Annotated in this window: 20 protein-coding genes; 12 read left to right on the top strand and 8 right to left on the bottom strand. The window is 60.9% G+C overall.

Annotated elements, in window-relative coordinates; genetic code table 11:
* Nucleotides 1-125 precede the first annotated feature (125 nt).
* On the top strand, nucleotides 126-929 hold the full coding sequence (locus tag C1896_13515; GenBank protein ID AZZ45824.1) for a DUF4892 domain-containing protein: 804 nt from the start codon (nucleotides 126-128) through the stop codon (nucleotides 927-929).
* Nucleotides 930-1,010: 81 nt separating this feature from the next.
* Nucleotides 1,011-2,105 carry an AI-2E family transporter gene (locus tag C1896_13510; GenBank protein ID AZZ45823.1) on the top strand — a complete coding sequence of 365 codons (1,095 nt, stop codon included), beginning with the start codon at nucleotides 1,011-1,013 and terminating at the stop codon, nucleotides 2,103-2,105.
* Nucleotides 2,106-2,134: 29 nt separating this feature from the next.
* On the opposite strand, the gene C1896_13505 is transcribed toward C1896_13510, so the two are convergent.
* Nucleotides 2,135-3,121, bottom strand: a complete 987-nt coding sequence (locus C1896_13505) for an alpha/beta hydrolase (protein ID AZZ45822.1) — start codon at nucleotides 3,119-3,121, stop codon at nucleotides 2,135-2,137.
* Between the two features lie 174 nt (nucleotides 3,122-3,295).
* Between C1896_13505 and C1896_13500 the strand changes: the two genes are divergently transcribed.
* From C1896_13500 to C1896_13465, 8 genes are all read left to right on the top strand, one after another.
* Nucleotides 3,296-4,330 carry a selenide, water dikinase SelD gene (locus C1896_13500; GenBank protein AZZ45821.1) on the top strand — a complete coding sequence of 345 codons (1,035 nt, stop codon included), beginning with the start codon at nucleotides 3,296-3,298 and terminating at the stop codon, nucleotides 4,328-4,330.
* Nucleotides 4,330-5,436, top strand: a complete 1,107-nt coding sequence (locus tag C1896_13495; GenBank protein ID AZZ45820.1) for a tRNA 2-selenouridine(34) synthase MnmH — start codon at nucleotides 4,330-4,332, stop codon at nucleotides 5,434-5,436. Before C1896_13500 ends, C1896_13495 begins: the two co-directional genes overlap by 1 nt.
* Before the next feature lie 27 nt (nucleotides 5,437-5,463).
* A complete protein-coding gene (locus C1896_13490) occupies nucleotides 5,464-5,742 on the top strand; it encodes a hypothetical protein (protein ID AZZ45819.1) in 279 nt (92 codons plus the stop codon).
* Between the two features lie 89 nt (nucleotides 5,743-5,831).
* Nucleotides 5,832-6,434, top strand: coding sequence for a flavin reductase family protein (locus C1896_13485; GenBank protein AZZ45818.1), 603 nt, complete (start codon nucleotides 5,832-5,834; stop codon nucleotides 6,432-6,434).
* 177 nt (nucleotides 6,435-6,611) lie between these two features.
* Nucleotides 6,612-7,529 carry an AAA family ATPase gene (locus tag C1896_13480; protein ID AZZ45817.1) on the top strand — a complete coding sequence of 306 codons (918 nt, stop codon included), beginning with the start codon at nucleotides 6,612-6,614 and terminating at the stop codon, nucleotides 7,527-7,529.
* A gap of 31 nt (nucleotides 7,530-7,560) precedes the next feature.
* Entirely contained in the window at nucleotides 7,561-8,523 is a 963-nt protein-coding gene (locus tag C1896_13475; protein ID AZZ45816.1) for a DUF58 domain-containing protein, read from the top strand.
* Nucleotides 8,520-10,541, top strand: a complete 2,022-nt coding sequence (locus C1896_13470; GenBank protein AZZ45815.1) for a DUF3488 domain-containing protein — start codon at nucleotides 8,520-8,522, stop codon at nucleotides 10,539-10,541. Before C1896_13475 ends, C1896_13470 begins: the two co-directional genes overlap by 4 nt.
* 98 nt (nucleotides 10,542-10,639) lie before the next feature.
* Nucleotides 10,640-11,437, top strand: coding sequence for an acyl-CoA thioesterase II (locus C1896_13465; GenBank protein ID AZZ45814.1), 798 nt, complete (start codon nucleotides 10,640-10,642; stop codon nucleotides 11,435-11,437).
* A 65-nt stretch (nucleotides 11,438-11,502) separates the two neighbouring features.
* Here C1896_13465 and C1896_13460 read toward each other — a convergent pair whose 3' ends face one another.
* Nucleotides 11,503-12,975: a methyl-accepting chemotaxis protein gene (locus C1896_13460; protein AZZ45813.1), complete on the bottom strand. Its 1,473-nt coding sequence runs from the start codon at nucleotides 12,973-12,975 to the stop codon at nucleotides 11,503-11,505.
* 109 nt (nucleotides 12,976-13,084) lie between these two features.
* Nucleotides 13,085-13,897 (bottom strand): hydrolase TatD, encoded by an 813-nt coding sequence (locus C1896_13455; GenBank protein AZZ45812.1) that lies wholly within the window; start codon nucleotides 13,895-13,897, stop codon nucleotides 13,085-13,087.
* A 174-nt stretch (nucleotides 13,898-14,071) separates the two neighbouring features.
* Here C1896_13455 and C1896_13450 point away from each other — a divergent pair, with 174 nt between their 5' ends.
* The gene (locus C1896_13450; GenBank protein AZZ45811.1) at nucleotides 14,072-15,484 is read left to right on the top strand and encodes a lytic transglycosylase F; all 1,413 of its coding nucleotides are present in this window, start codon (nucleotides 14,072-14,074) and stop codon (nucleotides 15,482-15,484) included.
* Nucleotides 15,485-15,488: 4 nt separating this feature from the next.
* On the opposite strand, the gene C1896_13445 is transcribed toward C1896_13450, so the two are convergent.
* The 5 genes from C1896_13445 to C1896_13425 all read right to left on the bottom strand — a co-directional run bounded on the left by C1896_13445 (nucleotide 15,489) and on the right by C1896_13425 (nucleotide 21,551).
* Entirely contained in the window at nucleotides 15,489-16,511 is a 1,023-nt protein-coding gene (locus C1896_13445; protein ID AZZ45810.1) for a lipase chaperone, read from the bottom strand.
* A gap of 49 nt (nucleotides 16,512-16,560) precedes the next feature.
* On the bottom strand, nucleotides 16,561-17,502 hold the full coding sequence (locus C1896_13440) for a lipase (GenBank protein AZZ45809.1): 942 nt from the start codon (nucleotides 17,500-17,502) through the stop codon (nucleotides 16,561-16,563).
* 302 nt (nucleotides 17,503-17,804) lie between these two features.
* On the bottom strand, nucleotides 17,805-18,302 hold the full coding sequence (greB, locus tag C1896_13435) for a transcription elongation factor GreB (protein AZZ45808.1): 498 nt from the start codon (nucleotides 18,300-18,302) through the stop codon (nucleotides 17,805-17,807).
* A gap of 64 nt (nucleotides 18,303-18,366) precedes the next feature.
* Nucleotides 18,367-20,868 (bottom strand): ABC transporter permease, encoded by a 2,502-nt coding sequence (locus C1896_13430; protein AZZ45807.1) that lies wholly within the window; start codon nucleotides 20,866-20,868, stop codon nucleotides 18,367-18,369.
* Nucleotides 20,865-21,551: an ABC transporter gene (locus C1896_13425; protein ID AZZ45806.1), complete on the bottom strand. Its 687-nt coding sequence runs from the start codon at nucleotides 21,549-21,551 to the stop codon at nucleotides 20,865-20,867. Before C1896_13425 ends, C1896_13430 begins: the two co-directional genes overlap by 4 nt.
* A gap of 10 nt (nucleotides 21,552-21,561) precedes the next feature.
* Here C1896_13425 and C1896_13420 point away from each other — a divergent pair, with 10 nt between their 5' ends.
* Complete coding sequence (locus C1896_13420) at nucleotides 21,562-22,167, top strand: arylesterase (GenBank protein ID AZZ47671.1); 606 nt, start codon at nucleotides 21,562-21,564, stop codon at nucleotides 22,165-22,167.
* The last annotated feature ends 14 nt before the right edge of the window (nucleotides 22,168-22,181 follow it).

The following is a 22,181-nucleotide window of genomic DNA, read 5'->3' as shown; positions in this document are numbered from 1 at the left end:
GCATTTGCCAACTGGTGACGCTGGGCTATCGCCTCAGCAGGGAACACCGCAATGATCAACCTCCATACCACTGCCACCTCTAAGGGTCTGGACCTGCCGTCGGTGGTGACCCATTGAGGTGTCGTATGCGAGTTAGATGGGTAACAGCGCTGATCTTGGCTATCAGCACCGCTGATGCGGCGGATCTTCCGGGCAGCAGAGACTTCGACTTGCTTCCGCGATACCCGCAATCTGAAATCGTGGGCTTCAAAGAGCGGGACGTGCTGGACCGAACCTATCCGCTGGATTCGATACGGCGTATCAGCGGGCGGCTACGCATGAGCGATCAGATCGCCGCCAGCGGCCACCTGACGGCCGTTACCTATCTTCTGCCCGATGTCCATACCGGCATCGAAGCGTTCGAGCGTGGACGAAATCGTCTGTTGAACGAGGGCGCTGAACTGCTCTTCTGGTGTGAGGGGCGTGAGTGCGGATCGAGCAGTCTATGGGCTAACGAGGTGTTTCATCGCTCTACGCTGTACGGCCCAGAGGCGAGGCAAGCCTATTTGCTGGCGCGCCTGCCAGGCGATTCGGATCGGCTGATGGCGCTATACGGTGTAACCCGTGGCAACGGTCGTCCTTATCTGCACGTGGAGCAGTTCGTGCCTGATCAGCCGCTCGGTATCATCCTGCCAAATCCGGGCACCCTGTTGCGTCAGTTGAAAAGCACTGGCGAACTCTGGCTGCCTCGATTGCCGCAAGAGCCGACGGCAGAGTGGGGCGCGCTGCTGGCCAATGTCCTGCGGCTCGACAGCACGATACGGGTCTCGCTGAAAGGCAAAGGCGTTGCGGCTTGGTACGAAGCGCTTACCCAGGAGCGAATCAAGGCGCGGCGCATGGAGGCGGAGGCCTCCGACGAGGATGGGCTACGTATGACGCTGTTGCGTTGAGGGTATATTTCAGACTGCAATAGCCACTGCTTCTGGTGCACTTTGCTCCAAAGTGCACCGCCTTCTTCCATAGGTAACACCATGCTTAACAACGATCGTCTGCTGGTGCAGATTCTGCTCCTGGTGCTGCTCGGTGCCTGTGTGTGGGTGCTGGCCCCGTTTGCCTCGGCGCTATTCTGGGCAGCGGTGCTGGCATTCGCCAGCTGGCCGATCATGCGCGTGCTGACCCGTTGGCTGAAGGGCAATTCCACGCTTGCCGCAACCCTGTTGACCGGCGGTTGGATGGTGCTGGTGGCCGTGCCGCTGGTCTGGCTCGGATTCAACATTGCCGACCAGATCCGCGAGTTCAACGTGCTAGTGCACAACCTGCAAGTGCAGGGACTGCCAGCACCGCCGGCGTGGCTCGCTGAGCTGCCACTGATCGGCGACAACCTGTTGAATATCTGGAACACGCTGGACGAGCAAGGGACGGCCTTCTTTGCGACGATCCGGCCCTATGTCGGTCAGGTCGGCAACTGGTTGCTGGTGCGCAGCGCGCGCGTAGGCGGGGGGATGCTGGAACTCGCGCTCAGCCTGGTACTCGTGTTCTTTTTCTATCGCGACGGGCCAAAACTGGCGGCATTCGTCCATAGCCTGCTGCACCGTTTGATCGGTGATCGCGCTGATCATTACCTGGAGCTGGTGGCTGGGACAGTTCAGCGCGTCGTCAACGGTGTGATCGGCACTGCTGCTGCCCAGGCGATTCTGGCGTACGTCGGCTTCAGCATTGCAGGCGTACCCGGTGCACTGATCCTCGGTCTGCTGACGTTCGCTTTCAGTTTCCTGATGGTCCCACCCTTGGTCTGGGGCCCTGCCACACTCTGGCTCGCCTGGCAGGGGCAGTACGGCATGGCGATATTCCTGGGTATCTGGGGAATGTTCATTATCAGTGGGGTGGACAACGTGCTGAAACCCTACCTGATCAGTCGCGGAGGCAACCTGCCATTGGTGGTGGTGCTGCTTGGCGTGTTTGGTGGCGTGCTGGCGTTCGGTTTCATGGGGCTGTTCCTCGGCCCGACGCTGCTGGCAGTTGCCTACAGCCTCCTGGAAGACTGGCTGGTCAAGGAAGTGCCTGGGGTCGTCACGCCAGCAAAACTACCGGGCAATCAATCCAACGATGCAGCAGTCCGCGACTAGCCGGCTGTTGCTGATTGTCGGGTCCCTGTTTAGAGCTGTTCGCGCTCGTACTTATCAAGCGCGTCGCTGGCAATTATCTGCCCCAGCTTGATCAGCTCCGGTGCTTTGTAAAACTCGTAGAAACGGCAAGCGCGCTTGGGAATGTTGACCAGCACGTTGGGTGGGTAGCCGGCAATCTTGTATTGCGTCAGTGAGGATTGCATCACCTCGAAGCTCTGGTTGATGAGTTCCAGCAAGGATGCCGGGCCACCCACGTCGATCACCATCGAACCCTCGGCTGACTTCGGTGCGCTTTGCCCAGACGGGGCGCCCGGCGGCTGGCTCGCGCCAGGCCCATCGACAGCAGTGAGTTCGGCTATATGCTCTTCAAGCCCCTTGCTGCGCCAGAACGGAAGGTGCGAGCTGATCGAGCTGACCATGGCATCGAAGCGCCCTGGTCGGACCATTTCCGGCAGGGGGTATTGTCGATGGTTATTGGCGTTGAGGTTGACGGCGATGATGATGTCGCTGTGGCTTGAGACCACCGGCACGATTGGTAATGGGTTGAGTATCCCGCCGTCGACCAGCATTCGGTTGCCTTGCATGACCGGCGTGAACAGGCTTGGGATGGCTGCTGAGGCACGCATGGCCAGTTCCAAGTTGCCCTCCTGGAACCAGATCTCCTGCTGGTTCGTCAGATCGGTCGCAACGGCCGTGAACGGAATCGGCAAATCCTCAATGTTGACCGATCCGAGCATCTCTCGGATCCGTCCGAAGATCTTCTCGCCGCGTATCGCCCCGAGGCTGAAACTCGGATCGACCAATCGCAGCATGTCGAAGTAATCCAGGCTTTCGATCCATTCGCGGTACTCTTCCAACTTGCCTGCTGCGTAAATACCGCCTACGACTGCACCCATCGAACAACCTGCGACGCAGGTGATCTCGTACCCCCGGGTTTCGAGTTCTTCGATCACGCCGATATGCGCATAACCGCGTGCGCCTCCCGAACCCAGTACCAGTGCGACCTTGTTGCCCATGTGATTCTCCCTTTGGCATGGGGCGGTAGCTTCAAGCTTCGGGCTGCAAGCTTCAAGCTAAAGCCGCAGAGCCGGCCGCTTCATTGCAACCCTATTGGCCATGGCGCAGCGATGCGGTGACCAGCCTTGCTACAATCGTCACCCGTTTTGCCAGCATCACGAGACCTTTCCCAGATGAGCGAACCCATCCGCCTCACCCAATACAGCCACGGTGCCGGCTGCGGCTGCAAGATTTCACCCAAGGTGCTGGACGTGATCCTCGCCGGCAGCGGGGCACAGAATCTCGATCCGCGTTTGTGGGTCGGAAACGCCTCGCGTGATGATGCTGCGGTGTATGGCATCGATGAAGAGCGCGGGGTTGTATCGACTACGGATTTCTTCATGCCGATCGTCGATGATCCCTTCGATTTCGGCCGCATCGCCGCGACCAATGCCATCAGTGACATATACGCCATGGGCGGGGACCCGCTGATGGCGATCGCCATCCTTGGCTGGCCCGTCAATGTGCTGCCGCCGGAAATAGCCCGCGACGTCATCGCAGGCGGTCGCGCCGTGTGTGAAGCCGCGGGCATTCCACTGGCAGGCGGGCATTCAATCGACGCGCCTGAGCCGATCTTTGGTCTAGCGGTCACCGGCCTGGTCAACAAGAGCCAGATGAAGCGCAACGACACGGCCACGGTTGGATGCAAACTCTACCTGACCAAGCCCTTGGGAATCGGCATCCTCACCACTGCGGAGAAAAAGGCCAAGTTGCGACCCGAGGATGTCGGCAGGGCGCGTGACTGGATGTGCACGCTCAACACGCCCGGCAGCCACTTCGGCAAGCTTGACGGCGTGCGGGCAATGACCGATGTCACCGGTTTCGGGTTGCTTGGCCATTTGGTCGAAATGGCCGATGGCAGCTCTGTGACCGCGCGCATTGACTACGCCTGTGTCCCGCGTCTGGACGGCGTCGAGTACTACCTCGAACAAGGCTGTGTGCCCGGTGGCACCGGCCGTAACTTCGACAGTTATGGCGACCGCATCGCGGCCATTGACGAGGAGCAGAAACAGCTGCTTTGCGACCCGCAAACCAGTGGCGGATTGCTGGTTGCGGTCGCGCCGGAAGGCGAGGCGGAGTTCCTCGCGGTTGCCGCCGAACTCGGCCTGACGCTCAAGCCCATCGGTGAAGTGATCGAAGCCGGCGCCTATGCCGTTGAGGTACGTTGATGCGTGGTGATACCGAAAATTTCGCTGAGCTGTTCCTTAACGATGTGCCGATGATGGATGCGCGAGCGCCTGTGGAATTTGCCAAAGGCGCATTCCCCGGCGTGGTCAACCTGCCGCTGATGAACGATCTCGAGCGGCAGAAGGTTGGCACCTGTTATAAGCAGCATGGGCAACAAGCGGCGATTGAACTCGGCCACCGGTTGGTGAGTGGTCAAGTCAAGGCCGACCGCATTCAAGGTTGGGCCGACTTCGCGCGCAACAACCCTCAGGGCTACATCTACTGTTTCCGCGGCGGGTTGCGTTCACAGCTGGTGCAGCAGTGGCTCAAAACCGAGGCGGGGATCGACTATCCGCGCGTGACCGGTGGCTATAAAGCGATGCGGCACTTTTTGCTTGAAACCATTGAGCATGCCGCCGCGCATGACAATTTCGTGCTGGTCGGCGGTATGACTGGGACGGGTAAAACCGAGGTGCTGGCACGCCTGGACGACGGAGTCGATCTGGAAGGCATTGCCAATCATCGCGGTTCAAGCTTCGGCAAGCGCGCCACTCCGCAGCCGGTGCAGATCGACTTCGAGAACGCCCTGGCGATTCGCTTGTTGAAGATGCAGAAAGCGGGTGCGAGGCAGTTCGTTTTGGAGGATGAAGCGCGGCTGGTCGGTCGTTGTTCGATTCCGCTGCCCTTATTTCAGGGGATGCAGCACTATCCGCTGGTCTGGCTCGAAGACAGTTTCGATGGACGGGTGGACCGCATCCTCAAGGATTATGTGATCGACCTCTGTGCAGAGTTCACCGTTGAGTACGGCGCAGAAGGATTCACCGCATTTGCCGAGCGTTTGCAGCAAAGTCTGGTCAATATCAGCAGGCGGCTTGGCGGCGAATGCTATACACGGCTGGCGGCAATCATGAATCAGGCGCTTGCCGAGCAAGCGAGTACCGGCTCGGTTGATCTCCACCGCGAGTGGATTGAGACGTTGTTAAGGCAGTACTACGATCCGATGTACGCCTACCAGCGTGAAAGCAAGGCCGCCCGGATCGAATTCGCAGGTGAACAGGACGCGGTCGTGGAATTCTTGCGCGAGCGCGCCGCGGTTCAACAAAACTGAGCAGGTCTCGGAAAAGAGGATGTATCGATGAAGAACATTATCTGTCTATCGCTGTTGGCACTTGCCCTTACCGGTTGCGCAGCCAAGACGGCCTATCGAGACAGCTGCGCATCTCAGCTGAACGCCGCTTGGGAAGAGCAGAGCCTGGCCGAGGCGGAAGGGTTCGCCGGCACGGTTAGCTATTCCAAGGCGATGGCACTGCTGACTGGCGCCAAGACCCAGCAACAATTCGAGGCTTACCAGGGCTGCGTGGAGAAGGCCAAGAAGGCGCGCTTCTATCTGCGTGAATCGCGCGCAGGCCGCTAATACCGCTGCGATTCTGTGGCAGCCGTCCGGCTGCCACTTCTTATCCATCGGTTCTGGCCGAGTGCCAGACCGACTCAGTAGGAATCCGCATGCTGCTCGATTTTTCCAACCTGGCGCCGGTCGAGGCCTACCGCTGGCTGGCGTCCACCATCACACCCCGACCGATTGCCTGGGTCTCGACGTGTTCGACCGCAGGCGTCAGCAATCTTGCGCCTTTCAGTTTTTTCCAGGTGATCAGCAGCAACCCGCCAACGCTGCTGATCAACGTCGGACTCAAGGACGGCCTGCCGAAAGACACCGCTCGCAACGCGCACGAAACGGGGGAGCTCGTTGTGCAGCTTGTCAGTGCAGAGCAAGCCGAAGCGATGAACGCCTCTGCGGCTGCATTGCCTCATGGCATCAGCGAATTTGAACACTGCGGGATTGCCAGCGAATCCGCGAGCCTTGTGAAGGTACAGCGGGTCGCTGGCGCACCCGTTGCCTTCGAATGCCGTGTCGCGCAAATCCTGCCGTACCCTTCCGAGTCGCCCAATTGTCAGCTCATCTTCGCTGAGGTGTTGTTGGCGCATATCGATGACCGCGTGCTAGATGAGCGTGGTCGTGTTGATTCCGCGCGGCTCGATCTAGTCGGCAGGCTCGGCGGTGCTGCATATAGCTATACGCGCGAGCGTTTCGAGATGCAGCGACCCTAGTGGGCGCGTACGTTTCCGACCGTTTGAGTGATGGCGCGCGATCCGGGCTTTGATGAGGCACAACGTCAGCGCACAGGATCAAGCGTCATATCACAAGTTCGTAACACCAGGTTTTCACCGCTTTGCTTGAGCTAGGCCGGGTCAGTAGGATCGACGGATAAAACAAAGGAGAGTTGCATGCGCACCCGATTGGATGTCTGTCTGCGGGCGATCAATGAAGTGCTGCTCGGCAAGCAATCGCAGGTGCGATTGGCCATGGCTTGCCTGCTGGCGAGGGGGCATCTGCTGGTGGAAGACCTGCCTGGCATGGGCAAGACGACGTTGAGCCATGCGCTTGCAAAGGTCATGGGGCTGGACTTCCAGCGCATCCAGTTCACCTCCGACCTGCTGCCCGGCGATATCCTCGGTACCTCTGTTTTCGACAAGGATAGCGGTCAGTTCGTATTCCACCCTGGACCGATCTTCGCCGAGTTGGTGCTGGCTGACGAAATCAACCGGGCCACACCGAAAAGCCAGAGCGCGCTGCTTGAAGCCATGGAAGAAGGGCAGGTAACGATTGAGGGCGCGACGCGACCTTTGCCGGAGCCCTTCTTCGTGGTCGCCACGCAGAACCCGGTCAGCTCTGGCGGCACCTTCGCGTTACCCGAATCCCAGCTGGATCGCTTCCTCATGCGCCTTTCGCTGGGCTACCCGGCCAAAGCGGCGGAGAAAGCGTTGCTGCTCGGTGATTCGCGTCGTGATTTGCTCACTCGGTTACAACCCCAGCTGGATCGCGCCGAGCTAGCTGCTATCCAGCAGACGGTGAGCGCCGTTCGCGTCAGTGATGCTCTGGTCGATTACGTCCTGCGCTTGGTCGAGGCCACGCGCACCCAGCCGCAATTCGCCTGGGGCTTGTCACCTCGCGCCAGCCTGGCGCTGCTGGCGGCAGCCCGTGCCTGGGCCTTTCTCGACGGCCGAGATTACGTGATTCCGGAAGACGTCCAGGCGGTGCTGCCCTCGGTGGTTGGCCATCGGTTGCGCGAACGCGCCGATGCCACCGGGCATGGCGGCGGCGCGCTGGTGCAATGGCTGTTGCGCGAAGTGCCGGCGCTTTGATGCCGCCGCTGCTGGGCTGACGGGGGGCGCTATGCGAGTGCTACCACGGATACGAGACCGCTGGCTGCTGAAACGCATCCCTCCGGGTCCTAGCGTACGCCTCAACCAGCGGCGTATCTTCATCATGCCCACAGCGGTCGGGATGAGCTTCCTGGTCGCGCTGCTGTTGATGCTGCTTGCCGCGATCAACTACGAGAACAGTCTGGCTTATGCCCTGACGTTTTTGCTGGGCTCGGTATTTGTCGTGGCGATTTTGCATACCTGGCGCAACCTGGCGGGTCTCGAATTGCAAGCAGGGGGCGCGGAGGCAGTTTTTCTTGGCGAGCAGGCGTGTTTGCGGGTGCGCCTGGAGAGTCGCGGACGCCTTTACCAAGCCGTCTCGGTCGGATGGCCCAAAAGCGGCCTGCAGTTGGTTGACGTACCGGCCGCAGGCACCTGCGAACTGCAGCTTAGCCTGCCCACCGAGCGCCGTGGCTGGCTACGACCAGGACGGTTGCGCGTTGAGAGTAGATTTCCCTTGGGCATTCTCGTGGCGTGGAGCTGGGTGGATTTGCAGCTCGCCGCGCTGGTGTACCCACGCCCACTCGCGGGTGATCTGCCCCAGGCCGTCGGGCTGGACGAAGAGAGCGGTGAAGGTTCGCGGGCGCTGGGCAGCGGCATCGACGATTACCAGGGCTTGCGTCCCTGGCAACCAGGCGACTCGAAAAGACGATTGCACTGGAAAGCCTATTCCCGCGGTCAAGGCTTGCTGGTGAAGGATTTCACTGCGCTGTCCGGTGAGGACCCGCTACTGGATTTCGATGAACTCGCCGGTGATATCGAATCCCGGTTGTCGTTGCTCTGTCATTGGGTCGTAGAACTGTCGTCGCGCCAGCAACCCTTCGCCCTCCGAATAGCGGATACCACCATCGAGGCCGCTGTGGGCGTGGAGCACCGTAACCGTTGTCTGCGAGCACTGGCGCTATTCGGCCAAGAATCGGCGGCGCCGCAATGAGCAGCTTGCAGCCTATCCCACGCAACGGCCTGGTCTGGCTGTTGGTCGCGCAGGTGCTGGTCATCCTGCCGCATCTGGCTCATCTGCCACTGTGGATCATCGGTCTCTGGCTGGGTTGCGCGATCTGGCGGGTGCAGATCTTCCGCATGCGCGCTCCATACCCGCGGAGCTGGATAAAGGCACTGATGATGCTGGGCGCCGCATTTGGCGTTTATTTCTCACGCGGGGGGCTGATCGGGCTCGATGCAGGCGTGGTGCTGCTGATCGCGGCGTTTATTCTCAAACTGGTGGAAATGCGCAGTCGTCGCGATGCGTTGGTACTGGTCTTTCTTGGCTTCTTTGCCGTGGTCACCAGCTATCTGTTCAATGACGGCCTGCTCGCCGGGATCTACAGCCTGGCGCCGATCATCGCGCTGCTGGCGGCGATGATCGGCTTACAGCAGAGTCCTGCGGGCACTCATCCCTGGCCGACGTTGCGACTGGCCGGTTCGTTGCTCCTGCAGGCGATCCCACTGATGCTGGTGCTGTTCGTCCTGTTTCCGCGCCTAGGGCCGCTTTGGTCATTGCCTCAGCCGAAGGATCGCGGCGTCACCGGTCTGGCTGACAGCATGTCGCCAGGCGATATGGCCGAGCTGAGTCGCTCGAGTGCCCTGGCATTTCGCGCCAGCTTCGAGGGCCCGATCCCTGATAGGGATCAGCTGTACTGGCGAGCAGTAACCTTTGAGCGTTTCGATGGACGGCGATGGTCGCAGTCTTTCAAATCGCAGCTTCCGCAGACCCCAGAATGGTCACCGCGGGGCGCACCGGTTGCATACAGCATCGTCATGCAGCCCAGTGGGCGGCCATGGTTGTATGGATTGGACGTAGCGCAGGTCGACGCGGGCGATGTGCGACTGATGAGTGATTTCCACCTGGCGCGCCCTCGGCCAGTCGACAAACCGCTGTTGTACCAAGCGACTTCCTGGCCGGAGGCACTGCGCGAGCCAAATGCTGGACCTGCTGTTCTGGGAAGGGCTTTGGAACTGCCGGCCACAGGCAACTTACGCAGTAGGGCCTGGGCGGCGGAGCTGCGACGCGCGCATCAGACGCCCAAGGCAACAGTGCAAGCGCTGCTCAGCCATTTCAACCAGCAGCCGTACAGCTATACCTTGCGACCTTCGCCGGTGGGCGAGGACATCGTCGACGGTTTTCTCTTCGATACGCTGAACGGATTCTGCATTCATTACGCAGGCGCGATGACCTTCGTGCTGCGCGCGTCCGGTATCCCCGCGCGGGTGGTCGCTGGCTATCAGGGTGGGGAGGTCAACCCTTCGGGCAACTACCTGTCGGTGCGTCAACTTGATGCCCATGCCTGGGTTGAATATTGGGAGGCGGGCAGCGGTTGGGTCAGTGTGGATCCGACATTCCAGGTCGCGCCGGAACGGATCGAGCGCGGGCTGGAGGAGGCGCTTGACGCTGAGCAGGATCTGATCGAAGGCGCCATCATGGACCTCCGGCGCTACCGCGACATTGGTTGGCTGAACGACCTGCGTTTCGGCTGGGACAGCCTCAATTACGGCTGGCAGCGCTGGGTCCTTAATTACCAGGGCGAACGTCAGCTGGAAGTACTGCAAGGATTGTTCGGCAAAGTCGACTCCCGCAAGCTCGGTCTACTGATGGTCGCCACGGGGGCGTTGCTGGTTGTCCTGCTGGCGCTTCTGCTCCTGAAGCCTTGGCGCCGGGAACAAGATGCGCAACTGCGCCAGTTTCAGGGCTTCGAACGATTGCTGGCGCGGCATGGCGTGGCGCGGCAGGCAGGCGAGGGTGCGCGCGACTTCGCCCAACGTGCAGCGGTGTGGCTGCCAGGTGCTGCCGCCCAGATTCAAGCGTTCGCTGGACTGTACGAACAGGCCCGCTATGCGGGTCAGCCAACTGACCTGGCCGAGATGAAGGCTGCACTCCGCAGCTTGCGACGCCAGCTGCCTTGGCGTGCCACCGTGAGCAAGCCTCGGGGTGGTATCGACGGCGACAACCTATAGCTGCTCGAGATGGCATGACATCACCAACTGTTCGGCGATGCCTCCGCTGGTCCGCGCAGCGATAAGATGAACCGCAATAACAACGAGTCGAGGTAGGAATGACCCTGTCCGAACTGCTACAAGCCGTGCGTGAAACCCCTCAAGATGTCGTCGTGCCTGCCAGCTGGGGGCAAGGCCGGGCCGGTTTTGGAGGGTTGGCCGCGGCGCTGGTATTTGAGGCCATGCACGCCAAAGTGCCGAGTGATCGTCCGGTGCGGTCGCTGTCGATCACCTTTGTTGGGCCGCTTGCGGTTGATGCGCCCGTCAGCTTCGAGGCTGAAGTGCTGCGTGAAGGCAAGGCGGTCAGTCAGGTACTTGGCCGTGCCATCCAGAACGGTCAGGTGGTGACGCTGGTGCAAGGCAGCTTCGGCGCAGCGCGCGTCTCCGCCGTCAGGGTGGAGGCTGAGCCGGCCCCAGAACTGCCGCCGGTGGAGGCCTGCCAGGAGCTGCCCTACATCAGCGGTGCAACACCTGAGTTCACCCGCCATCTGGTCATGCGCTGGGGCATTGGCGGTCTGCCTTTCTCAGGTAATACATCGCGAGAAATGGGCGGATGGGTTCGTCAGCGTGGCGAGGTCGACCGGGAGCCAGTAACCGTCTCGCATCTGCTTGCGCTCGTCGACGCATGGCCACCGGCCGTGCTGCCACACCTGAACAGTTTCGCGCCGGGCAGCTCGCTGACCTGGACCATCGAGTTTGTCCAGCCACTGCCAATACTCGATACCCACGAATGGTGCCGGTACCGCGCGGTGATCGAGCACGCTCAGGACGGCTACGGTCATTGCGCGGCCGCGTTATGGACCGGCAGCGGTGAACTGGTTGCATTGAGTCGACAGACGGTAACCGTCTTCGGATAAGCAGAGCGCCGCCCGCTGGCTCTTACGCCGGCGGGCCAATAGGCCATCCGTACACGCTGATGCGGTCAAAGCTTGAGCTGGTGAATCGCTTTGCTGAGTTCGCCGGAGAGCGCCGCGAGTTCTGCGCTGGTGTTTGCCGATTCGACGGTTTGCTGGACAGTTCGCTCGGTGACGTCGCGAATGCCGGTGACTGAGCGGTTCAGCTCCTCGGCAACTTCGCTCTGTTGTTCAGCGGCCACGGCAATTTGCGTGTTGCTTTCGCGCATCTGTGCGACTGCCGCAGTAATGGCTTCGAGCGCGAGTCCTGCCTCGCGTGCTTCGCGCACGCAGTCGTCTGCCTTGAGTGAGCTTTCCTGCATGAATTCGACGGCGTCGCGGGTCATGGTTTGCAGGCCGGTGATCATCTGGGTGATTTCGTCAGTCGATACCTGAACGCGTTTGGCCAGGCTGCGCACTTCATCTGCAACCACAGCGAAGCCGCGGCCCATTTCACCGGCACGTGCGGCTTCAATCGCCGCGTTCAGTGCTAGCAGGTTGGTTTGTTCGGCGATGCTGTGGATAACGCTGACCACGCCGTTGATTTTCTGGCTGTCGGCCGCAAGCTGGCCGATCGTTTCGGCCGTTTGCTGGACGCCCTGCGACAGGCTGGATATAGAGCGCTCGACCCGTCCCACGACATTTTGCCCGTTGCCCGCGAGGCGGTCGGCACTCTGAGACTGGTCGCGTGTTTCCCTGGCGTGTTCGGCGATGTGGTGGACAGTGGCGGTCATCTCGTTGATTGCAGTTGCTGCCTGGTCGGTTTCGCTCTGCTGGCCGAGCATGCCCTGGCGGACCTCGCTCATGCTTGATGCCAGCCGAGCGGCTCCGTCATCGAGCCGGGTCGCCGCCTGGGCAACGGTGCTGACAATGCGTTGGTAACCGGCTTGCATTGCGTTGAATGCCGCAGCCATCTCGCCGACTTCATCACCGCTGGCCAAAGGTACTCGCATCGACAGGTCGCCGCTGCGCTCGACATGCACCATTACGTTCTTGAGCGTGTTGAGATGGCTTAGCAGGAAGTGGATCAACAACTGTGATGCGGCCAGCAGCACCAACATCAACACAGCAACAGCAACGGCATAGCTGAAGAAATGTTCACCCAGCAGCTGCATGGTGCTGGGCACACGAGCCAGCACGGCCAGAGTGTCCCCGCCCGGTCGGGCTACCAGTTGGGTGCCCACGATCGGTGTCTTGCCGAACAGCTGGTCATGCTCGATTGCAACCCACCCTTGGCGGGCGGTTACAGGTTGCCCCTCGATCGCAACTGCCTGACCAGCCGGAAATACCTGAATGTCGGCGTCCCTGGGTATTGCGGAGCCTTCTGGCCAGGCCTGTAGTAGAGCCCCCAATTGCTGCGCATTGTTCTGAGCATCGTGGCTTCGCGACTGCTGTTCGAGTTGTAGGGCAAAGAGCACCAGTAGCAGCGTGGTAGCGAACGACACCAGGTTCAGCGCCCAGAACTTGTACTTCAGTGAGAGATCGCGAATCCATAAAGCCATTGCATGCTCTTCTTATGTCGATGACCGGAACGTTCGTCGCGCAGTGGCATCGCCGCCTTTTTGCGAACCCGTTCTGTTAACGGCCGAAAGTGGTTGGGCTTGAGCCAGTTCAGTGTTCATTCAGCGGCTCGATGCGGAAGAATTCCTGAGCACAGCGGGTCGTGCTCTGCGCCAGCTGTTCCTCGCTGACACCTCGATGCTGCGCCACTTCACGGAGTACTTCAGGAAGAAATGCCGGCTCGTTCTGGCCACCTTTAGGTTTCGGCCGCAGCGTGCGTGGCAGCAGGTAGGGTGCATCGCTTTCGAGCATCAAGCGAGCTTCAGGGATTTCGCGCACCAGTGGATGCAGGTGAGTGCCGCGGCGCTCATCACATATCCAGCCAGTGATGCCGATGTGGAGGTCGAGATCGAGGTAGGCATAGAGCGCGCGTTTCTCGCCGGTAAAGCAGTGCACGACCGCAGCGCTGAGCTTGTCACGGAACGGCCGAAGTATTTGTACCAGACGCTGGTCGGCGTCGCGCTCGTGAAGAAACACCGGCAGGCCGGTTTCTACTGCCAGCTGCAGGTGTTCTTCCAGGACCCGTTCCTGCTGTGCGCGAGGGGACAGATCCCGGTTGAAATCCAGTCCGCACTCGCCGACCGCGCGCGTCTCGGGTTCGGCGAGTAGGGCTTTGAGCTGTGCACTGGTACTGGATGCCCATTGGCTCGAGTCATGAGGGTGGATACCCGCGGTACAGAACAACCGTTGCCGGCCTTCATCCAGCTCCCGGCAGAGGGCCAGTGCTGCTTCGCTTTCAGCAAGGCTAGTGCCGGTCAAAACCAATTGTGTGACGCCCGCCGTGTAGGCGCGCTGCACAACTGCACGGGGATCACGGGCAAACGTTGGGTGGGTGAGGTTGACGCCGATGTCGACAAGTTGCATGAAGCGTCTCGCTTATAAGATCAAATTATATAGATAAAAATCATGTAGTTGCAGCTGTTAATTAAAGACCATTAGAAGGTGTCGCTGGCGGCCGGGCGAAGGCTATGAGAGTCTTCGCCACCTTGCGGCAGGGTGCCGCTGTGCATTTTGTCTCATTCGAGCCGATACCCGGAAATGACCCGATTATTTTCCCTGCTGCTGTGTCTGCTGGTGCTTGCACCCTGGCCGGCGGTTGCACGGGTGATGGGGCCTCCAGCCTGGCAGTCGGCGGATACCGTACGCGATCTCGCTGATATTCGCCGCAGTGGCGTTCTTAGGGTTCTGGTCAATCAAAGCCGCAACAGTTCCGGCGAGGTCAAAGGCGAGCCCATCGGTGTGGAATACGTGCGCCTGCGCGCCTTCGAGCAGTATCTCAATCGTGGTTCGAAGGGCACGCCGATCAGCTTGAAGATCATTCCCAAGGCTAAGGACCAGCTGCTCGGTGCGCTGCAACGCGGTGAGGGTGATCTGGTTGCCCCTGGAGAGATCTTGCCGCAAGGCGCGGCGCGCCGGATAAGCCGTAGCCGTGCTGTGATCGCTCAGGTGCCGATGGTGTTGGTGAGTCGACAGGGTGGCCCTCGTTATAAGAGCTTCGAGCAACTATCAGGTCGTAGCCTGGCGCTGTCGGCCGGCAGTGCCGCGGGTCCTGCGCTGGACAAGCTAAATCGGAGCCTGATGCAGGCCGGACGGGCACCGATCGCTGTCGAGTGGGTTGACCCCACGTTGGCGGTGGAGGACGTACTGGAGATGGTACAGGCTGGCGTCTATCCGGCTACCGTGGTGGAGCAGCCCATTGCAGAGCGCTGGGCAAAAGTATTGCCTAAGCTGCGCATCGAATCGCAGCTGACACTGGGCGACCCCGCCGATATGCATTGGTTTGTGCAAAAGGATGCGGGAATGCTAAGTGCGAGCGTCGACCGTTTCCTCCAAACCTACAGCGCGCCTGATAACCAGGATGCAGCATTCGTTCGCGTCTATCGCAGACTCTATCGGGTGCAGTATCCACTGGATCGTGTCGGCAGACAGCGCCTGGAAAAAGTCCGTCCGACCTTGCAGCGGCATGCCCAGCAGCAACAGATCGATTGGCTCAACCTGGCTGCGCTAGCCTTCAAAGAGTCGACGCTCGATCCGTCGGCGCGCGGTGCGGGCGGAGCCACCGGGCTGATGCAAGTGACGCCGGCGACCGCTCGTAGCATGGGTGTGAAGGATATCGGTCAACTGGATAACAACGTGCTTGCCAGCGCGAAGTATCTGGCAAATATCCGCCAAACCTTCTTTTCCAGTCCCAGGCTGAATGAGCGCGAGCGCATGGCGTTTGTGCTCGCGGCCTACAACCTCGGACCGCAGCGGGTCCAGAGCCTGCGTGCCGAGGCCCGCCGTCGAGGCCTTAACCCGGACCAGTGGTTTTTCCAGGTTGAGCGCGTTGCCATGTCGAGCATGGGTATGGGTGTGGTCAGCTATGTCAATGCCGTGAACAAGTACTACCTGGCCTACACCCGGGAGCGGTACCTCCTCGAAGGCGGTCCGCAGAGCGCTTCCAGCAATTGAATCCTTAGCCGCGCTTAGCGGCGAGCAGCTGCTCAGCAGCTTGCAGCCGTTGGCGCTCGTTCTCATTGAATTGCTCGGCCGCCAAGCGGGCGATGGCGGCACGTTTATCCGCCTCGCCGAGTCCCTGGCTGCGTTCAATCCGGCGTTTCGCCTGGTTATAGGCGGTGAGCCGGCTTTGCCATGCCTGGCGCTGACGGTCGAGCTCCTCCAGGCGGGCTGCGGCTGCGTTGCCAACCAGCTGCTGGCGTAGCTGTCGTAGATCGGCCGGGTTGCCACCGTTGGCTGCCAGCGCACGTGTCTGCTCGCTCAGTTGCCTTTGCATCTGTACCGCCACTGTATCCTGCAGTTCCGCTGGCAGACTGTCTTGCAACCTGTCCAATGCCGCGCCTTTGCCCGACGCGTCGAGCGTTGCGTCGTGCCGAATGGCCAGGCGTTCTAGCGTGAAGTGGTCAGTCGCCTCGTCTAGCGCGAAGAATGCTTGGTGGACCCGATCATCGAAGATTCCCGCACGCAGCTGCTGAACCGCGCGAAGGCGATCGCGCATGGCGTCTATGTCGGCCTGTTGCGTATGGTGCTGCTCCAGCAACAGCAGCTGCCTTTTGTAATCTAGGTACTGGCTCAGCAGCTGGATGGCATGGTCCGCTGCAGGCTCGGGGAGCTGCGTTTCGATGTAGCGACGTAGCCTGGCGACACTGGTTTTGAGCGGTTCCTCACCAATTGAGGCCAGGAAGTAATCGAAGACACGGCGTATCTCCGCATCGATGATCAGATTTCCGCCCGCGTCAGCCCGCAGTCGCCCGTCCACCCGTGTACCTGCAAAAGAGTCCGGTAGACGGGCAATCGCGTCAGTCCGCGGCAGCTTCCGGGTGGGTGTTGGGCTTTGTTGCGGACTGACCTCGCTAGTGTTGATCTGAACGGGCTGAGGGCGGCCAAGGGCTTGAGCAGGCGTAGGGGCGGGCGGGACACCTCCGTACATCGCGACGCCGAGGATAAGTGTCAATACGAACAGGACGGCAAGCATTTTCATCAGGATGCCTTGTGGTCAGGAGGTGGGGCCGAGCGGCCCCACCGGAGCCTCAGAGGCCTGCGTTCTTCAGGCGGTTGGCGTGCTGGCGGTAAATGGTCACCGGATCGGTTTCGAACAGGCTGGTCAGTCCAAGCACCTGGTTGACCTCATCCAGGTGGTTCATCCGATAGTTATCACGGATGACCATGCCCAAATGCGAGCTGCAGCGGCCAACCAAGCCGTCATTGGCTTCGTCAAAGGCCAGCGAGCCGGCGCCCAGCATGGCGTCACTCACATCTAGCGGGTTGGTCAGCGGGCTGGTGCCGCTCCAGGAGTAATAGCGCACCCCATTGACCTTGTACGCGCCTTCGCCGCAGGCGCTGGTCGGAACCCCTTGCGGATATTTCGCGTTGAAACGGGCGGCGCCTTCGCTGTTGAGTGATTCAAGTGAGCCGAGCGAATTCTGTGGTTCGGTACTGGGGCTTCCCGAAAGGAAATGGATCAATGCCCCCATGCCGTTGGTGAGCCCGGCGAGTATGGCTTCGCCACCCGAGCCCTCGGGGATCTTGCGCAACAGGTCGGCAACGTCGGAGCCTTTGTGCGGCGCGCCTACGCTGGTGACCGACGCGACCAGGTCGGGACGAACGGCGGCAACATAGCGCACGGTTGGCCCACCGTGGCTGTGGCCGACCAGATTCACTTTCGGTTTGCCACTGATCGCAACGATTTCCTCGACCTGTTGAAGAAGTTCCTCTCCACGCAGCTCCGAGGTGTTGAGTTGGCTGACTTCGGTAACGTAAACCTGTGCGCCATCACGTCGAAGCGCCTGGGGAATGCCGTACCAGTAGTCGATGCCAAGCATGCTGTCGAAGCCGAGCATGCCATGTGCCAGCACGATCGGGTAACGCGTCTGGGTGTAGCCGCTGGAGCTGAATAGGCCGGCCTGGGCTTGGCTTGAAATTGCCACGAAGGTTCCGAGGCATAGAGCGAACACAGTCTTGTTCTTATTCATGAATGCACTCAATCAAGGGTGACTGGACATTGGGCAATCCCTCGCCATTCACCGCGCGTAGCGCGTACTGCAGTGGCTACAGGCGCAGCATTCGTGCCAGTTTGCCAGGCGATATAGATAGGAGGCTCTAGCGCAGGCGTTCCGCCTGCGGGATGGTCGCCGGGCGTGGTGGCGGCCACCGAGGCGTCTGTTACCAGATGGAACATCTGGCTGGGTAGGAAAGTGATGATTTGTAAATTAGCCGAAATTAACCGCTAGATCCAAGAAGTACGTGACTGATAGGTCTTAAAATAACTGGCTGGTCATGGGTAGTCGATCGCGACGATGTACCAGAGTTTTGGTCCGGTGGGCGTTTGCACCTGGACTTCAGCATCCAGCGTTTTTCCAACCAAGGCGCGCGCCAACGGCGAATCGATGCTGATCAGCCCCTGGCGCAGGTCCAGCTCATCTGGCCCAACAATACGGTAGCGGGCCTGTGCGCCATCTTCGTCCTCGACTGTCACCCAGGCGCCAAAATAAACCTTGCCGGGGTCGCTGGGTCGTTCACCGACGACCTTGAGTTTTTCCAGTCGTTTGGTCAAAAAACGTACGCGGCTGTCGATTTCGCGCAGCATCTTCTTACCGTAGGTGTATTCGGCGTTTTCCGAACGGTCGCCTTGCGCCGCCGCCTCGCTGACCGACTGGGTGACCTGTGGACGCTTCACGTGCCACAGCTCGTGCAGTTCGGCTCGTAGCCGTGCCTCGCCTTCGGGGGTGATCAGAGGGGTTCCGGCAGGGCGAGGTGGACGATAACGGCTCATGGAGTTTCCAGTTCAGGCACGGGTTGGGCATTCTACAGGTTGTCAAACGCGCAGCCTGCTCCGGTCAATTTTCACGCAGGACGTTCAGTGGGCTGGCATTGAGGGCTCGCCGCGTCCCCAGCACCCCCGCCGCACCGACCAGCAGCGCGCCGATCAGCGGTAGCAGTAGCAGCCATGGATGCGGCTGCCAGCGAAGATCGAAGACGAAGTGATAGAGCAGGGCGCTGACCAGTTCACAACCCAATGCGGCAAGTACACCGCTGGCGGCACCCAATACCCCAAATTCGGTACGTCTGGCTCTGATCAATAACGTTCGCTCCGCTCCGAGTGCTCGGAGCAGTGCACCTTGACGAATCCGCTCGTCCAGCGTCGCTTGTAGACCGGCGAACAATACCGCCAGGCCTGCCGCCAACACGAACATCAGCACATATTCGACCGCTAGCGAAACCTGCGACAGGATGCTGCGCAACTGGCTGAGCAAGGCTTCCACCTGCAATATCGTTGCGGACGGAAAATCCCTGGCTAGCTGTACCAGCTCGCGATCCTTTCCTTCGGCCAGATGAAAGCTGGTCATGTAGGTGGCGGGTATATCCTCCAAGGTCTGTGGCTCGAAGATCATGTAGAAGTTGGGTTGGAAGCTGTCCCAGTTGACTTCCCGCAGGCTGGTCACGCTGACGTCGCGGGTGAGCCCGCCAACTGTGAAGCTGAGCCGGTCACCCAGCTGCACCTGAAGACTCTCGGCCAGCTCGGCTTCCACTGACACGCCAGGCAGTTCGCCTCGCGCTGAAGGCCACCATTGGCCGGCGGTTAGGCGATTGTCGGCAGGTATTTCCTGGGCCCAGGTCAGGCTCAGGTCCCGACGAATCGCGCGCTCGCCCTGGCTTTCCTTGCTGACCAGCTGGCGCACCGGCTCGCCGTTGATGGCAACCAAGCGACCCGGCACCACCGGATACAAAGGCGCGACGTGATCGGAGAGTGCCTCGATGCGTGCGGCGAATGCGTCCCGGTCGGCGGGCAGGACATTCAGAACAAAATGGTTGGGGGCGTCATCCGGCAATTGGTTCTGCCAGGTGTCGAGCAATTCGCCGCGCAGCAGCCCTATTAGCGCCATGGCGAGCAGGATCAGGCCGAAAGCCAGCGACTGACCAGCCGCCGCCAGCGGGTGTCGGAGCAGTTGCCCGAGCCCTAAACGCCATGTCAGCGACGCCCCGGAAAGCGCTCGACGCAGCCCTTTCAGTGCCAGCAAAAGCAATCCGCCAAGGATCGCGGTGGCGAGCAGACCACCCCCCAGCAGCGCGAGGGTAATCTTCAGGTCCAGACTGAGCCGCCACATGATCACGCCAAGGGCGATGACGGCGGCGCCATACACCAGCCAGGAGCTTGGCGGGATCGGCAGCATGTCGCGGCGCAGTACCCGCAGCGGTGGCACACGACCGAGCGCTGCCAGGGGCGGTAGTGCGAAACCGGCCAGTGCAACCAGGCCGGTTGCAATTCCCGCCAGGGCCGGCCAGAGCGTGGCCGGTGGCACTTCGCTGACCACAAGTTCGCGCAGGAGGAAGAACAACCCATGTTGCGCTGCCCAGCCCAGCAGTGCGCCAACCGTGCTGGCAAACAGGCCGAGGTAGGCGAGTTGCAGGGAATAGAGCATTAGTGCTTCGCGGCGTGACAGACCGAGGCAGCGCAACAGCGCGCTGGCATCGAAGCGGCGCGCCGCGAAACGCGCCGCCGATAAGGCCACTGCGACACCCGCGAGCAGCACGGCGGCCAGGCTGGCCAGGTTCAGGTAGCGCTCGGCGCGCCCCAGCGCACCCCCGATTTGGCGGTTGCCGTCTTTGGCTGTCTCGATGCGTTGATGTGGTTGGAGCTCGGCTTTAATGCGCTCTTCATAAGCTCCCAGCTGTTCGGGCGAGCCGCGCCAGAGTTCGCGATAGCTTACACGGCTACCGGGCTGGACCACGCCGGTGGCCTCGAGATCGTCGAGATGCATCAGCACGCGTGGCGTCAAGCTGTAGAAATCGCCGACGCGATCAGGTTCGTAAGTCAGTACGCGGGTCAGCCGCAGCGGCTTGTTACCCACCTTTATTTGATCGCCGATCTGCAGGTCCAGGGCGGCGAACAGGCGCGCTTCGGCCCAGGCTTCGCCTGGCTGCGGGCCAGGACCTGGTTGTTCTGGCTGGTAGGGCGCTGCTGCACTGCGAAGCTCTCCGCGTAACGGATAGCTATCGTCAGCGGCTTTGACGCTGGTCAGCTGCAGGTTGTCATCCGTTGCGACGACGCTGGAGAACTCAACCACCCGAGCGTGCTGGAGTTGTAGTTGCTCGCCTGCCTTGACCTGTTCGGGTTCGGCCGGCGCGCTGCCGCGCAGCACGAGATCGGCGCCCAGAAACTCGGTTGCACGCAGCAGCATGGCGTCGTTCAGGCGAGCGCCGAAATAGCCAATAGCCGTGCTGGCTGCGACCGCGATCAACAGCGCGAAGAACAATACGCGTAACTCACCGGCGCGCGCATCGCGCAACAGCTGACGCAGCGCTAGCGTTGCCAAGCGGCTGGCGGGTACATTTTTCATCGGCTCAACTCGTCGAGGAGTTGGCGACCGCCTTCCAGGCGGAGCAGATGCTGACAGCGCTGTGCCAAGCGTTCGTCATGAGTCACCAGCACTAACGTCGTGCCGCGTTCGCGGTTGAGCTCGAACAACAGTTCGGTGATGGTTGCGCCCGTATGACTGTCGAGGTTGCCGGTCGGCTCATCAGCGAACAGCACCGCCGGTTCCGCGGCGAATGCGCGGGCCACGGCGACACGCTGTTGTTCGCCACCTGACAGTTGCCTCGGGTAATGGTGCAAACGCGCGCCTAGGCCAACCCGGTCGAGCAATTCTGTAGCTTTCGCCTGTGCGTCACGCCGGCCATGCAGTTCCAGCGGCAGCATGACGTTCTCCAGGGCGTTGAGACTGTCGAGCAGCTGAAACGATTGAAAGACGAAACCGACGTGTTCAGCTCGCACGCGTGCTCGCTGGTCTTCGTCGAGAGCGCCAAGCAGGTGGCCGGCCAGGTGGACCTCCCCAGAGCTGGGCAGGTCCAGGCCAGCCAACAAGCCGAGCAGTGTCGATTTACCAGAACCGGAAGTGCCGACTATCGCAAGGCTGTCGCCCTTGTCGAGACTCAACGACACATCGTCTAGTATCGCCAGCTCGCCTTCCGCGCTGGGTACCGCTTTGCTAAGGTTCCGGGCGTAAAGAATGCTGGCGCTCATGGAGATTCCGATGCGAAATTGGTTGAAAGGTGGGGTCCTGGTTTTGCTGTGCTGGGCTCACGGCGCCTTGGCGGGAACGGTGCTGGTGGTCGGGGATAGTATCAGCGCCGCTTTCGGGCTGGAAACCAGCCAGGGCTGGGTACAGCTGCTTCAGCAACGCCTTGATACAGAGAATCTCGATCATCGCGTCGTGAACGCTTCGATCAGCGGTGACACCAGCGCTGGAGGGCTGGCGAGGTTGCCTGCGCTGCTGGAGGAATATGATCCGGAAGTAGTCATTATCGAATTAGGTGGCAACGACGGGCTCCGTGGTCAGCCGCCGAAACAACTGAATCAAAACCTGTCAGCCATGGTCGACCTATCACGCGAGGCCGATGCCAAGATCGTGTTGCTCGGTATGCGCTTGCCTCCCAACCTGGGGCAACGTTACACAAGTGCATTTGCCGACGCGTTCGACTCGCTTGCAGACGAGCAGAACCTTCCATACGTCCCGTTTTTTCTCGAAGGTGTAGGGGGCGTTGAGGGCATGATGCAAGCCGATCGAATCCATCCCACTGCGAGTGCGCAGCAGCAGTTGCTGGACAACGTCTGGCCGGTGCTCGAACCCTTGCTTTGAAACGTGCGCGCGGC

This window comes from Pseudomonadaceae bacterium SI-3, assembly GCA_004010935.1.
Lineage (GTDB): Bacteria > Pseudomonadota > Gammaproteobacteria > Pseudomonadales > Pseudomonadaceae > Stutzerimonas.
Note: the sequence above shows the minus strand (reverse complement) of the source record. Positions and strands in the feature narration are given on the sequence as shown.